This is a genomic window from Gorillibacterium sp. CAU 1737 (assembly GCF_039888655.1).
Lineage (GTDB): Bacteria > Bacillota > Bacilli > Paenibacillales > NBRC-103111 > Gorillibacterium.
In genome coordinates this window covers 131,442-146,082 of the sequence record NZ_JBDQQO010000008.1, presented here as the reverse complement: position 1 = coordinate 146,082, position 14,641 = coordinate 131,442, and the positions used below count along the sequence as shown (strand labels likewise).

Sequence of the window (14,641 nt, the reverse complement as noted above, 5' to 3'; positions counted from 1 at the left end):
TTCCACAGGAGGAATGCAAACCATGACGGACTCACGCAAAGGAACAGCTCGGGCGCGCAACCCCCGCCGTACCTGGCTCATGGCCGGTGTGCTCACCGCCAGCTTGATCGGCTCTTCACTCGGAGTCGGGCCGCTCGCTCCCACGGCTGCCATCGCTGCCGATAACGACCTGTTCCGTGTTGCTCTCTATATCAGCTCGGGTAAATTCAACACAACCGTCCCTACGGCCGGCTTTTCAGCTGACAAGGGTCTTTCCATTGAAATCCCGGCAGGCGCTGCTGCCGGCAAAGCCTTCACGATTGCAGGGGGATCGATCTATCGCGGCGGACTGGATCAATTCCGCGTCTCGGTTCTGATCACACCGGATTTCACCAAGGCGAAGGCGATGCAATCTGCCCTTGCCAGCAAATATGCCCCTTCCATCTACCGAAACGGTACGGCAGCGGCTCCTCTTTATCAAGTGGTAACAAGCGGCTACCCCACGGCAGCAGCAGCCCAAGCGGCTTCGGCTGAAATTGCCAAGCTTCCGGCTGCAAGCTCGACAGCCGCCGATATGTCCGTAACCGGCCCTTTTAAACTGAGCGCGGGCACCTACGCAACGGAAGCACAAGCCCGCACCCAGGCGTCAACGCTTCGCGGCAGCGGCTTGCCGACGGATGTGGTGGCTGTGGTGGACGGTGCAGGCAAGGTTTCCTATCAGGTATGGGCTTCTCACGCAGCTGCCTCGACGGCAGCGGGTTCGACTGCTTTCAAGAGTGCATTAGAAGCTTCCATCCCGGGGGTGAAGCTAACCGCAGTGGATGCCACGAAGCTGCTCTATCTGGCCGAGAAAGAAGATGCGAGCGCCACCGCTGCCGGAACCGGCGGGTCGAATGTCCACCTCTTCAACCCGAACGGCCAGAAGGTTGTCATTCGCTCCCTCGGCGGGAAAATTACCGTCAAAGAGAAGAATCTCGCCTACAACGGAACGTTTGAGCTCTCTCAGCTGAATGGCAAAATGGCGGTCGTCAACGAGCTTCCCTTCGGCCAGTATTTGAATTCCGTCGTCCATGCCGAGCTTGGACCCGGGTTCCCGGCTGAGGCCCTCAAAGCACAGGCTGTTGCGGCTCGCACTTACTCGGTGAAAGCCGGGGTCCGGTATGAGATTGCTAACCTGACCGACACGACGCTGGATCAAGCCTATTACGGCAGAGAGGCTGACGAAGTCTCCAAAGCCGTTAAAGCCACGGAGGGAGAAGTCCTCACGAGCGGCGGCAAGCTGATCGATGCGCTCTTCTCCTCCAACGCAGGCGGACAGACTGCGGATGGAAGCGAGGTATGGGGGAACCAGGTCAGCTACCTGCAAAGCGTAGCCAGCCCGGACACCTACCCGACGAGAGGGAAGCTTCCCTGGTACCGGATCGTAACGTCCAGCGGCAAAACAGGGTACGTTCGCTCTGACCTTCTTCAAGCGACCGGAACGAAGTCAGCAGCGGGAATTCCGCTCTTCACCGCGACCGATGCCGCTAACATTCGGACGATCCCCGTCGCGACGGATTCCATCAGTCCGGTGACGGGGCAGCTCACCATCGGGGAGCAGGTAGCCGTCATCGAACAGACGGTGGAATCGACCGCTTATTCCTGGACCCGGCTCATGACGGCGGCTCAGCTTGCGCCGAAAATCAATGTGTACTCGCCGCTCACCACCTTGACGACGCTGCAGGTCAGCGGCCGAGGACCCTCCAGCCGGGTTACGGCCGTTCAGGTCAACGGAACCGAAGTGGCGCTGAAATCGCCGGACAGCTACCGGTCGATGATGGGGGGACTTCCTTCGACCCTGTTTGAAATTGAGGAGACGGGACGCTATACTGTAATAGGCGCTAACGGGGCAAAGACCGAGTATGCCGGAAACGGTTCAAGCCTCACGGCAATGAACGGACAAGGCACCCGGACGTCAGCGGGTACGAGCTTCCTCGTCATGAATGGACAAGGAAAAGCACGGCTTGCGACGAGCGATGCCCAGTTCCTGTTCACAGGCAAAGGCTATGGACATGGACTTGGCATGTCGCAGTTCGGGGCAGTCGGATTGGCCCTCGAAGGAAAATCCTATCAGGAGATCCTCGCCTACTACTACAATGGCGCCACCATCGTTAAGCAGTAAGGAAGGACATCTATGAACGTTGACCTCTTTGATTACGAGCTGCCCGAGGAGCTCATCGCACAGACTCCGCTCGCCAACCGAACGGAATCTCGTCTGATGACACTGAACCGGAATACCGGAGAGATCGGGCATCATCGTTTCCATGAACTGGATCAATTTTTGAAAGCCGGGGATTTGCTCGTGTTGAACGACACACGGGTGATTCCAGCCCGGCTTTTTGGTTTGAAAGCCGATACCGGCGCCAAGGCAGAAGTATTGCTTCTCCGCGAGTTGGGGAGCCACCGCTGGGAGGCACTGGTACGACCAGGCAAAAAGTTGAAGAACGGCACGCGCATCTACTTTGGATTGGATCTGCACGAATTGGGGCTCGATGTGCATCCGGCAGCTGCAAACGCGCGGCCCAATCCAACCCGAAAGCCTCCTCTGACCGCGATTATTGAAGAAGAGGGGGAAATGGGCGGACGCATCATTCGCTTCGAGTTTGAGGGGATTTTCCCCGAAATTTTGGATGCGCTTGGCCAGATGCCGCTCCCCCCTTATATCAAGGAGCGTCTTGAGGACAAGGAGCGCTACCAGACGGTGTATGCCCGGCACGAAGGATCAGCCGCGGCTCCGACCGCCGGGCTGCATTTTACCACGGAGTATCTGGATCACCTGCGTTCCAAAGGTGTGAACATCGCGTTCCTGACGCTGCATGTCGGCCTCGGCACGTTCCGTCCGGTTTCGGTGGATACGATCGAGGAGCATGATATGCATGCGGAATATTACATTCTCCCGCAGGAGACGGCCGACGCCTTCAACCGAACCAAGGAAGCGGGAGGGCGTGTCGTGGCGGTGGGTACGACATCCGCACGGACGCTGGAGACGGCAGCACGCGAGGCAGCAGGGCCGGATGGCACACGCGAGGTTCGCCTAACGGCTTGCTCGGGATGGACGAGTATTTTCCTCTATCCCGGCGTTCCCGTTCGGGCCGTGGACGCGCTTATCACGAACTTCCACCTGCCGAAATCCACGCTCATCATGCTGATCAGCGCGCTGGCCGGACGGGAGCAGGTGCTGAACGCCTATGAGGAGGCGGTTCGGGAGCGGTATCGGTTCTTCAGCTTCGGAGACGCCATGCTGATTTACGAACCGAAATGAAAATTTGACTAGATGAGGGATTCCATGGCAGCTGTAACCTATGAATTGATCAAAACCTGCAAACAGACCGGAGCTCGGCTTGGCCGTGTCCACACGCCGCACGGCGTCATCGAAACCCCTTGCTTCATGCCGGTAGGCACCCAGGCAACGGTGAAAACGATGAGCCCGGAAGAGCTGAAGGAGATGGGAGCCGGCATTATCCTCAGCAACACGTACCACCTTTTCCTTCGTCCGGGGCATGAACTGGTCCGCGAAGCAGGCGGCCTTCACAAGTTCATGAACTGGGATCGTGCCATCCTGACCGACAGCGGCGGCTTCCAGGTGTTCAGCTTGAGCGAAAACCGTAAGATTACGGAAGAAGGCGTGCATTTCCGCTCCCATCTGAATGGAGACAAGCTATTCATCTCCCCGGAGGTGGCGATGGAGATTCAGAACGCGCTCGGTTCGGATATCATGATGGCGTTTGACGAATGCGCTCCGTACCCGGCTGAGTATGAGTACGTCAAGCCCTCGATGGAGCGGACGACCCGTTGGGCGGAGCGGTGCCTGAAGAGCCACACCCGGCCTCATGACCAGGCGCTGTTTGGGATCGTCCAGGGCGGAATGTTCGAAGACCTGCGCAAGCAGAGCGCAAGGGATTTGACTTCCCTGGATTTTCCGGGGTATGCTATTGGTGGTCTGAGCGTGGGCGAGCCCAAGCATCTCATGTATGAAGTTCTGGAATCCACCGTTCCGCTCTTGCCTTCGGACAAGCCGCGCTATCTGATGGGAGTTGGTTCACCCGATGCCTTGATTGAAGGCGCGATGCGAGGAGTCGACATGTTCGACTGCGTGCTTCCGACTCGGATTGCACGCAACGGCACCTGTATGACGAGCCAGGGGCGGTTGGTTGTGAAGAACGCCAAGTATGCGAATGACTTTGGCCCGCTTGATCCGGATTGCGATTGCTACACGTGCCGTAACTATTCCCGCGCGTACATTCGCCACCTGATCAAAGCGGACGAGACCTTCGGTATTCGCCTGACTACCTACCACAACCTGCATTTCCTGTTGAACCTGATGCAAAAGGTTCGCCAGGCGATCATGGAGGATCGGCTGCGGGATTTCCGGGATGAGTTCTTTGACCAATACGGAATGAAAGAGAACGACAAAGGGTTCTAACCACATCAATGAATGGGGAGGGATATAGCATGGTTTTGGCAGCAGATTCTGGCGGTGTAGCTGGCTACTGGTCCATCGTGTACATTGTGATCATGTTTGCAGTCTTGTACTTTCTCATGATCCGCCCGCAGCAAAAGAGGCAGAAGAAAACGGCTTCTATGCTGAGCAGCGTGAAAAAGGGAGACAAGGTCGTGACCATCGGAGGACTTCATGGCACGGTATTGGAAATGACGGACGATACGGTTGTCATTCGGGTGAACGAAGCGACGAAAATGACCTTCGATCGCTCGGCGATCCGTACGATCGCGTCTTCCACGGCAGAAGGCAAGTAAAGCCTTCTCTTCTACCAAAACAAGGGCTGCGCGTATCCGCGCAGCCCTTGTTTTGGTATTTGCTCGTCTGTTTGTCCGCGAGCTACTTCTTCATGTTCACGCCGATGATTCCTCCCAATGCGGCAACGGCGAAGGCGATCACGATCGCGAGCAGGGAGGAGAGGTGGAACGAGCGGTCAAAGCTGAGGAAGCCGATCACATACAGCAGCACCGCATACAGAAGGCCGGTAATGCCGCCGATGGACCAGCCTTTCATGCCGGAGCGCCTTCCGGCAGCAGCTCCGCCGATGAAGGAAGCGAGCAGATGAACGATGATGGCGGAGGAAGGAAGCGAGCTTTCCTTCTGCCCCGTGAAGGCGAGAAGGAGCGACAGAACGAGCGCTCCGGCGGCCATCAAGCCGAATGCCCAGATGAGCCCGTTTACAACAGGAAATCCGATCCGTATTTTTTCGCCGGGGGATTTGATCATGGCTATTCCCTCCTTGAATACCGCTGCTTGCGGCGGCCTGCATTCCATTGATACATCCTATGGCCAAGCCCTCTTCTTTATGACAGCTAGGCCAAGGAAGATAGACTCGATTAGCGGGGAGTGCGCCGATGAAAGGCAAACCGCTTCAGGCTGCCGCGCTTGACCAGTCCTAGCAGAGGCAGGCAGGCGAGGTACACGAAGCTTCCCACAGCTAAAGCAAGGAAAAAGCGTAGAAGGGTATCATCCAGCGGTGCGTGGTTCATGCACCAGTCGGTAAGGTAGGCCATCAGCGGGAGAATCAGGCTCATGCGCAAAAAGTCACCCGTGGGCATGGAGAAGCGAAGAAGCTTGGTCACGCTCATCCCGTGGAGCACGGTGACGAGCATCATGTTGATGCTGATGGCAAGCACGGCGCCCAGTATGCCGAATTGAGGCTTGGAGGCGAGGAGGAAGATGAGCCCAAGCTTGACGGATGCGCCTGCGAGCGTATTGATCAATGCCTTGCCCGGTTGATTGAGAGCCTGAAGTGTCGCTTGAAGAGGCCCCTGGCAGTAATAAAAAAGAGCAGCCGGTGCGAGCATCCGAAGCATGACCCCGACTTCACTGTCCCGGTAGAGGTAATAGCAGATGGGCTCTGCCAGCACATAGAGGAAGACGGCAAAGGGAGCACCGCTCACGAGAGCCAGCTTGAGGGATTGATGCAGCCGGGAATGGATGGTTTTTAAATCTCCCTTGGCGTTCGCCTCGGATAAGGAGGGAACCAGGGAGACAGCCAGGCTGTAGGTCAATACCCCGGGCAGCAGGAGAATCGGCATGACCATTCCTTGCAAGGCCCCGTACTGCATGGTGGCCACGGCTGTTGCCACCCCGGCGAGTGCCAAGCTCTGCACCGTCAGCACGGATTCAAAAAAGTAAGAAAAGGAACCCACTAAGCGGCTCGCCGTCACCGGTATGGTAATAGAGAGGAGGCTCTTCAAAATGCGGGGTTGTCGGCGACGAGATGAACCTCCCGGGGCAGGCTGAGGAGGAGGGGCTGGCATAGGATTAGGTTTGGGTTCAGCTTGTTTTTTGTAGTGCCTATATTGAAGTACAATAACCGCAAGTCCTGTGATCTCACCCGCGAGCGTCCCCGCCATAGCTCCGGCAGCGGCATATTCGATTCCATAGGGGAGGAAAGCCATCGCAAACACGAGCATGCCGAGAATTCTCGTAATCGTCTCAACCAGCTGAGAGACGGCCGTCGGGATCATGTTTTGCCTACCCTGGAAGTATCCCCGGAATACCGACGACAGGGCTGCAAGCGGAATGACCGGGCACATCCAGAGAAGCGGAGTGGCCACTCGCGGATCGGTAAAAAGGACCTTGGCGAGGATTGGAATAAAGGCATAGCTGCCCGCCGCGAGCAGGAGGCCGAGCGCCAGGGTGAAGGAGAGGGAAAGCCGCAAGATGCTTGCAATGCGCTTGGAATCCTGTCGTGAATCGGCTTCCGCGACCAGCTTCGCCACAGCCAGCGGGATGCCTCCCGTGATCAGGGTGAGTACGAGCAGCAGGAACGGAAAGCTCATTTGAAAGAGGCCGACGCCCTCTGCTCCGATTACCCGAGGCAGGATAATGCGGGGGATAAACCCGAGCAGCCGGTTGATGATGCCCGCCGCGAGCAGGATGATCGTGCCTTGAATGAAGGATTGTTTATATTTTTCCACGTGATTTCTCTTCCTCCCGCCCGCATTTTGGAGTATAGTGGGATGGTGCCTGGACACACGCCCCTAAGCTTATCCCATACGGATAGTAAAGCGTATGCCGGACCTGTCCTTCCTCATGCCCGAATCTTGTGGACAGGAAGGAATCTGCAGGCGCTCTGTCGAAGAAGACACAGGGAAACAAGAGCCGATCTGTTGGCTGATTCTCGTTGTTTGCGTCGAGCGGCCGTCCGAATCTTGATGGAAATGGGGGGATACTCGCTTGGAAGTGGATGAGCGGGAGCAAGAGTTCGGAGTAGAGGATTTATTGACCGTTGCGAGAAAGCTGTGCACCATGAAAGCTTCGGAATTCGCCATGCTCGGCTATGATCAAGTAACCGCTGATGATATTTGGAGCTGCATCAGCACTCGATATCAGAAGACCGGATTTCCCATGCTTCATCGGCTAACCAACGACATTTTGTCGCTCAAAGCAACCGAATTTATGAATTGGATGACCATGCAAGCGTACAAAGGAGCTATTTTCTAAAGGGTGTGCTTGTACACGTAGGGTCGGCTTTCAGCAGACCATAGCGGGGAATAGCGTCTGACACCGACAGGAGTTGGAGCCGGAAAAACCGGCTGATCGCCCCCGCCGAGGGGTCTTTTTTTTGGCTGGAGAACGCTTTCATGAGAAATTGACGGGGTTTTCACGGCTTAGTATAATAGGAATATTGGATATCGAAGGGAGACCGGATCGTCGAACATGGATAAGAAAAAGTACGTCTCATTCCTCGCGCTCATTGTGCTCATTTTGGCAATCGTAGGCGCCTCTACTCCGTTTATTGTCAAGGAAGTTCGGCTCGGCCTTGACCTTAAGGGCGGATTTGAGATTTTGTATCAAGCCACGCCGCTTGAGGCCGGAATGAAAGTCACCCCGGAAAGCTTGAAAGAGACCGCGCACAGCCTGGAAGATCGGGTAAACGCAGCAGGCGTTGCCGAGCCCGAGATCACGACGGAAGGCTCGGACCGCATTCGCGTCCGGATCGCCGGCGTCGTGGACCAAGGGGAAGTTCGCAAGACGCTAAAAGAGCCGGCACGCCTCACGTTCCGCAATCCGGCGGGCGACATCGTGATGGACGGCAGCGACTTCGTGCCCAATGCGGCAAAAGTGGTCTTTGACGAATACAACCAACCGATCATCACCATTGAAGTGAAGGACAAAGCCAAATTTGCCAAGGTTACCAAGGACCTGACAAACCAGAAGATGTCTATTAACCTGGACGAGAAGCAGCTTGGTGCTCCGGTCGTTCAAGGTGAAATGACGGAAGGCAAGGCTTCCATTACCGGTTATGGGCTGGATGAAGCGAAGAACATTCGCGATACGATCAACCTCGGTGCTCTTCCCTTGCAGCTGACGGAGAAGTACACCAATGCCGTGGATGCTACCCTGGGCCAAAAGTCCATGAACACCACGCTACTTGCGGGCGGCATCGCGTTCGTCCTCATCCTGTTGTTCATGGCCTTCTACTACCGGGTACCGGGTCTCATCGCCTGCGTAACCTTGATCGTCTTTACTTGGCTGCTGCTGATCATCTATGTTCTCCTGAATGCCACCCTGACGCTTCCGGGCATCGCGGCCTTCATTCTCGGAATCGGGATGGCGGTTGACGCCAACATCATCACAGCGGAGCGGATCAAGGAAGAGATTCGAACCGGCAAAACGATCATGTCCGGCTTCCGTGCAGGAAGCAAGAACTCGTTCCGCACGGTTATGGATGCCCAACTGACCACCATCGTTGCCGCTGGCGTGCTCTTCACCCTCGGAGTCGGTACGGTTAAGGGCTTCGCGCTGACGCTGATCTTCAGTATCGTGGTGAGCTTGTTCACGAACATGTTCCTCTCGCGCGTTCTTCTTCAAATGCTGCTCAAGAGCGGTGCCGTCAAAAAACCGTCTTATTTCGGCGTTAAGGAGGACGAGATCCATGCACTTTAAGTACAACTTCCACTTTAACTTCATGAAGCACAGCAAGAAATTCATGCTGTTCTCCATTATCGTCACCTTGCTCGGCGTCGTCTTCCTGTTCACGGAAGGCTTGAATCGCGGAGTTGACTTTAAAGCAGGAACCACACTGGACATCAACGTGGGAGCCAGCGTGGACAAGGCTAAGGCCGAAGAGCTGATCACGGCGGCGGGCTTGTCTCACGGCGTCATTACGCCGGGCGGCGAACGGGTGTCGATCCGTTTTGATAAGGTGCTGTCGGAAGCCGAAGTTGCTAAGGTCAAAGACGGCTTCATCGCAGCTTATGGCAAGGACGTAAGCCTTGAGGAAAACACAGTCGACACTTCGCTTGCTCAAGAGCTGGCTCGCAAAGCGATCTATGCGGTATTGATCGCGAGCGTATTCATCAGCGTGTATGTCTGGATTCGTTTTGAGTGGCGCTTTGCGGTGTCCTCCATCGTCTCGCTGCTGCACGATGCCTTCTTCACGATCAGTATCTTCTCGATCTTCCACCTCGAAGTGAACCTTACCTTCGTTGCGGCGATCCTGACCATCGTCGGTTACTCGATCAACGACACGATCGTTATCTTCGACCGTATCCGCGAAAACATGAGATTCGCCAAGGTGAAGAACTATGACGATCTGTCGCATCTGGTCGATGCCAGCGTTTCGCAGACGCTCACGCGTTCCATCAACACCGTGTTGACGGTCTTTGTCGGAGCTTTGCTGCTCTTCATCCTGGGCGGAGAGTCGATTCGCAACTTCTCCCTCGCCATGATGATCGGCCTCCTGTGCGGTGCGTACTCGTCGATCTTCATCGCCAGCCCTCTCTGGGCTTTGATGAAGAAGGGCTCACTCAACAAACCTGGCAAAGCCGCAGTAGCCAAGCCTTAAGGATTAACCATTGGGGGCGCAGGGAGGAGATTCCTGTCTGCGCCCTTTCCTGTTCTTAGAACTGCGATGAAATAGTACCGCTCACTTCCTCGCAGTTCCTTATCGAAATGAAGGGGTGCAGAATGGCGTTCTTACGTAATCGACATCCGCAAGTTGCGGCTCGGTCAGCCGCATTCGGGTTGACGGCTTTGGCCTTAGGCAAGGCAGCGGCCGGAGCAGCAGCGGGAAGCACGGCCCTCCTCGTGGACGGGATCACCACCTTGGCGAGCAGCATCGGACCTTCCAGCCGCTGGGTGCTTGCAAGAAGAGCATCGGCACGCGCCGAGGGAACCACACCGGCAAAAACCCACGCCTTGTCCCAAAGGCTGGCTGCCTCGTTGACTCTCTTTCTGGGATTGGAAGGTGCGGTGCTTTCGTTCCGCGGGTTATTGGCCCAGGAGGCGGCGAATACTTCGTTTGCTCTTCGATTTACGGGCTTCGCGGCGGCTCTTCTCTTCCTGCTGGTGCATTTTGCAGCCCGGCTGAGAAACGGCCATACCTCGGAGGAATTGCGGCGTCTGCTTCGCCAGGGGATCGCGCCGGCCGTTCTCGCGCTCCTTGGAAGTGCGTCCATCCTGTTCGCAGATCCAATCGGTGCCGGATTGGCGGGGCGATTGGATGCTGCGGCAGGCGTTGGGATGAGCGCCCTGCTCTTCCGGAATGGCAGGCGGCTTGTTGTCGGGCAGGCGGGAGCCTCCGATACCCCGGAGCAAAGCCGTCGCGACGTGGAAGAGCTAATAAAGGCAGCCCAGGAAGTAAGAGGCGTCATCATGGTCGATGAGCTGGTGGCCACGGAACAGGGACATTACGTAACGGTAACGGCCACAGTTAGCGTGAACCCACGGATTACGGTCATGGAAGGGCAGGAGATTGCAAGAGCACTCTCCAGTCACCTGCTTCATGAATTTCACCACCTGTCGGACGTGTTGGTTATCGTTCATCCGTATGACAGAGGGTATCCTTACAACAACAGCAGCATGGGATCGGAGCACCCGGTGTTTCCCCCGATGCTTCATTAAGAGAGGGTTGGGACTCGTTTGATACCGTCAAAAGCAAGATGGAAGATGGGGCAGGCGGAGGAAGAGACGGCTCGCGAATTAGCCAATCGTCTCGGTGTAGACCTTATCGTCGGCCGTCTGCTTGCTTCCCGCGGAATCATCGATCCGGAGGAAGCGAGCCGTTTTCTCGACGCGGACATTCAGCATTTTCACGACCCTTACCTGCTCAGCGGAATGAAGGAAGCCGTCGGCCGAATTCAACGAGCAATTGAGCAGGGAGAGAGGATTCGGATCTACGGTGACTATGACGCCGATGGAGTCAGCAGCACCGCTCTGCTTACCCGCTTGTTCCGAGTCCTGGGAGCCAAGTTCGACAGCTACATCCCTCATCGTGTCCATGAGGGGTATGGGCTGAATCGGCAAGCGATGGAACGGGCAATGGAAGCGGGGATCAACCTGATCGTAACCGTGGACACCGGCATCAGCGCCAAGGAGGAAATCGCCTATGCAGCGGAGCTTGGGCTTGATGTGGTGGTCACCGATCACCATGAGCCCCCTGCGGAACTCCCTGATGCGATAGCGGTGGTGAATCCCAAAAAGCCGGGATGCCCTTATCCCGAAAAGCAACTCGCCGGTGCCGGGGTTGCCTTCAAGCTGGCCCATGCGCTGCTGCAGCGAGTTCCGGTCGAGCTGATGGACATTGCGGCGATTGGAACCGTAGGGGACCTGATGCCGCTGACGGGCGAGAATCGAATCATCGTCAAGCATGGGCTGGATCGAATTCGGCGTGAAACGTACGCCGGCATTAAAGCCTTGTTTGAAGTGGCGGATGTGGATCGAAAATCTGCGAACGCAGGCCATATTGGCTTTACACTCGCGCCGCGAATCAATGCGAGCGGGCGATTGGATGCGGCCGATCCAGCTCTGAGGCTCTTGACTACGGATGATGCGAAGGAAGCGGCCGACATTGCCCTTCAGCTTGATTTGTTGAACCGCGAACGGCAGCGAATCGTGGATGAGATGACAGAGGAGGCGCTTCAACTGGCGGAGCAGCAGCCGGCTTCTCCCCGCCGCGTCCTCGTCGTAGCGAAGGAGGGCTGGAATGTCGGCGTGATCGGCATCGTCGCCTCGAAGCTGCTCGAACGTTTCTATTGCCCGACGGTTGTCTTGGGGATTGACGCGGAGACGGGGCTGGCAAAAGGCTCGGCGCGTTCCATAGCCGGATATGATCTCTATGAAGCGCTCACGGGCTGTGCCGATCTAATGGAACATTACGGCGGTCACCAAGCGGCAGCCGGGATGACGCTGCATGCCTCCCACCTCGACGAATTGAGGGACAGGTTGGATCAGTTCGCCGCGAAGACGCTGACGGAGGAAGATTATCAGCCGATTCTGATGGCCGACCTCGAATGTGAGCTGGACCGCTCTCCGCTTCCGTGGATCCGGGAACTGGAGAAACTCGGTCCGTTCGGCGCCGGGAACCCTGCGCCTCGCTTTGTTTTTCGAGATCTTCGTGTTCTCGACAAGAAAGCGATGGGCAAGGAAAGCCGTCATCTGAAGCTGCAGGTCGCTCCTGGGAACGGGGAGAGCAAGCAGACCAGCTTGGATGCTGTCGGTTTCGGGAAGGGCTCGCTGCTCGACTCCATTTCAACCACAGACCGGATTGACCTCTTTGGCGAGTTAACGATCAACGAATGGAACGGCTCGGTCAAGCCTCAGGTGATGATCCAGGACCTTCGGGTTCCTGGCCTGCAGGTGTTTGATTTTCGTGGAGCGGGAAAGAAGGATGCCCGCTGGAAAACAGTGAAGGGAACGCCTTATGATCTCGGCGTTGTGCTGTTTTCTCGAGAAGATGCGGAGCTTATCCCGGACGGCTTGAAGGAGTCCGCTTCGCTTTGGCTATGCCGAAAGGATCACGAAATGGAACGGTTGTCGCGGGAGGATGGAGCTGCAGGGACGGGGGCCTCTCCGACCTATGCAGAGCTCAAGACGCTTGTCCTTCCCGGGCTGCCACCGTCTCTTCCGGTTCTTGCCCAAGCGATACAGGCGGCACGATCAGCGGAGCGTCTCTATCCCGTGTTTCAAACACCAGCAGATGCCGCACTAATGCCTTCCCGGGATATGTTCATCCAGATCTACTCCACCCTACGCAAGGAGGGAGCAGGCGGAATGAACAACCGGGACACGGTCCAATACCTGAGCCGAAGGGCAGGCATGTCGGCCCCGCTCGTTCGCTTCATTCTCGAAGTATTCGAGGAGTTGGAGCTGGTGGAGCAGGCGAGCGGAGACTACCGCTGTACCTCTACGCCCGCCAAGCGGGACTTGGCCGAATCCGTCCGCTTCCAGGAACGGCAGAGCTATCGGCAGGTCGAAGAGGAGCTCTTGTACCGCTCTTCCCAGGACTTAACCCAGTATCTGAAAGAACTTCAGGACAATCCAACCTCGTAACCTGAATAAACTATATAAGTTGAACGAAATGAACGACAGAAAAGCATGAAGAGAAAGGTTGAAACTGGAGGAGAGATAACGTTCGCCTTTGTTTTTCAATTTCAACCCTACTGAGAAAAATGCAATCGAGAAATTGAAAAACAACAGCGACCGGAAGTTAACCTCTTCTCGTAATGCGCTCTCTGAGAATTTTTCTAGTTCAACTTATATAAACAGAACCATACCCAACCGACGGAGGAATCCCCCTATGGAGCTTAAAGAGTACATTCGCAACATCCCCGACTTTCCCCAGCCGGGCATCCAATTCAAGGACATCACCACCCTACTGAAGGACGGCGCTGCTTATCGCCACGCCATCGATCAGTTCCGCGATGTCTACCAGGGCAAGGGCATCGAGCTGGTAGCCGGCCCGGAAGCACGCGGCTTCGTCGTCGGCGCTCCTCTGGCTTATGCCTTGGAAGCGGGCTTCATTCCGATCCGCAAGAGCGGCAAGCTGCCTTATGAGTGCGTCGAAGCGGAATACTCGCTCGAATACGGCAAAGATAAGCTGGCCATGCACATCGATGCCATCCAACCGGGGCAGAAGGTTCTGATCGCAGACGATCTGCTCGCAACCGGTGGCACGATTGCCACCACCATCGAGCTCATTCGTCGTCTGGGCGGAGAGATCGTCGGTGCCGCGTTCCTGATCGAGCTGGAGCATCTGAACGGCCGGGATAAGCTGGACGGGATCGAAGTGTTCTCGCTGATGAAGTTTTAACCCATTCGAACTCACAACAGGCTACCTCACCAGTAGAGAGGTAGCCTGTTTTTGATTTTGGTGGAGCAGGAGGCGTCGTTGTTGTAGGGGCCGCTTGGATTGGAGGATACAGTCTTAATTTTACGCAAATGCGAGACATTCGCATGGGGAATAGATACCTTAGATGCAAACACTAGTGCTGGCTATCATCTGGGTGACGGCCGATAGCCAAACATGAAGTCTTGAAACCGCGCGAAACGGGAGATGGTGGCGCAAGTATACGGCAAATCCTTATTTCTGCCGACAGCGGCGCCCGGATCGAAATAAGGATTTGGGATACCCTTATTGTCTTGAAACCGCGTGAAACGGGGGTTGACGGCGTGAGTAAGGGTACGGCAAATCCTTATTTCTGCTGACAGCAGCGCGCAGATCGAAATAAGGATATGGGATATTGCTATTCTTGTGAGTTGCACATTAATTCCCAGTTGTGAGGCGGGGGCTCATTAAGTTTTTTTAAGGAGGTTCGGACATTCATAAGGAATGAATTGATTCAGGCGAAGATGCAGGGGAAAGAAGAGCTTGATCTCGTCTCAGGAGAC

The 14,641-nt window shown here is 56.1% G+C and carries 12 protein-coding genes; 10 read left to right on the top strand and 2 right to left on the bottom strand.

Going from position 1 to position 14,641, the window contains the following annotated elements:
- The first annotated feature begins 22 nt into the window (after positions 1-22).
- The 4 genes from AAFN83_RS17000 to yajC are packed head-to-tail and all read left to right on the top strand — an operon-like array spanning position 23 to position 4,773.
- Entirely contained in the window at positions 23-2,140 is a 2,118-nt protein-coding gene (locus AAFN83_RS17000; protein ID WP_347771489.1) for a SpoIID/LytB domain-containing protein, read from the top strand.
- Positions 2,141-2,152: 12 nt separating this feature from the next.
- Complete coding sequence (gene queA, locus AAFN83_RS16995; RefSeq protein WP_347771487.1) at positions 2,153-3,280, top strand: tRNA preQ1(34) S-adenosylmethionine ribosyltransferase-isomerase QueA; 1,128 nt, start codon at positions 2,153-2,155, stop codon at positions 3,278-3,280.
- 24 nt (positions 3,281-3,304) lie between these two features.
- Positions 3,305-4,441, top strand: coding sequence for a tRNA guanosine(34) transglycosylase Tgt (gene tgt, locus AAFN83_RS16990; protein ID WP_347771485.1), 1,137 nt, complete (start codon positions 3,305-3,307; stop codon positions 4,439-4,441).
- A 29-nt stretch (positions 4,442-4,470) separates the two neighbouring features.
- On the top strand, positions 4,471-4,773 hold the full coding sequence (gene yajC / locus AAFN83_RS16985; protein WP_347771483.1) for a preprotein translocase subunit YajC: 303 nt from the start codon (positions 4,471-4,473) through the stop codon (positions 4,771-4,773).
- Between the two features lie 82 nt (positions 4,774-4,855).
- On the opposite strand, the gene AAFN83_RS16980 is transcribed toward yajC, so the two are convergent.
- Positions 4,856-5,242, bottom strand: coding sequence for a TIGR04086 family membrane protein (locus tag AAFN83_RS16980; protein WP_347771481.1), 387 nt, complete (start codon positions 5,240-5,242; stop codon positions 4,856-4,858).
- Positions 5,243-5,352: 110 nt separating this feature from the next.
- Positions 5,353-6,945 carry a stage V sporulation protein B gene (gene spoVB / locus AAFN83_RS16975; RefSeq protein WP_347771479.1) on the bottom strand — a complete coding sequence of 531 codons (1,593 nt, stop codon included), beginning with the start codon at positions 6,943-6,945 and terminating at the stop codon, positions 5,353-5,355.
- Positions 6,946-7,210: 265 nt separating this feature from the next.
- Here spoVB and AAFN83_RS16970 point away from each other — a divergent pair, with 265 nt between their 5' ends.
- The 6 genes from AAFN83_RS16970 to AAFN83_RS16945 all read left to right on the top strand — a co-directional run bounded on the left by AAFN83_RS16970 (position 7,211) and on the right by AAFN83_RS16945 (position 14,063).
- The gene (locus tag AAFN83_RS16970; protein ID WP_481810519.1) at positions 7,211-7,471 is read left to right on the top strand and encodes a post-transcriptional regulator; all 261 of its coding nucleotides are present in this window, start codon (positions 7,211-7,213) and stop codon (positions 7,469-7,471) included.
- Between the two features lie 216 nt (positions 7,472-7,687).
- On the top strand, positions 7,688-8,917 hold the full coding sequence (secD, locus tag AAFN83_RS16965; protein WP_347771477.1) for a protein translocase subunit SecD: 1,230 nt from the start codon (positions 7,688-7,690) through the stop codon (positions 8,915-8,917).
- On the top strand, positions 8,907-9,818 hold the full coding sequence (gene secF / locus AAFN83_RS16960; RefSeq protein ID WP_347771475.1) for a protein translocase subunit SecF: 912 nt from the start codon (positions 8,907-8,909) through the stop codon (positions 9,816-9,818). Before secD ends, secF begins: the two co-directional genes overlap by 11 nt.
- Before the next feature lie 122 nt (positions 9,819-9,940).
- On the top strand, positions 9,941-10,876 hold the full coding sequence (locus AAFN83_RS16955) for a cation transporter dimerization domain-containing protein (RefSeq protein ID WP_347771473.1): 936 nt from the start codon (positions 9,941-9,943) through the stop codon (positions 10,874-10,876).
- Between the two features lie 18 nt (positions 10,877-10,894).
- Positions 10,895-13,303: a single-stranded-DNA-specific exonuclease RecJ gene (recJ, locus tag AAFN83_RS16950; protein ID WP_347771471.1), complete on the top strand. Its 2,409-nt coding sequence runs from the start codon at positions 10,895-10,897 to the stop codon at positions 13,301-13,303.
- Positions 13,304-13,550: 247 nt separating this feature from the next.
- The gene (locus tag AAFN83_RS16945) at positions 13,551-14,063 is read left to right on the top strand and encodes an adenine phosphoribosyltransferase (protein WP_347771469.1); all 513 of its coding nucleotides are present in this window, start codon (positions 13,551-13,553) and stop codon (positions 14,061-14,063) included.
- Positions 14,064-14,641 lie beyond the last annotated feature (578 nt).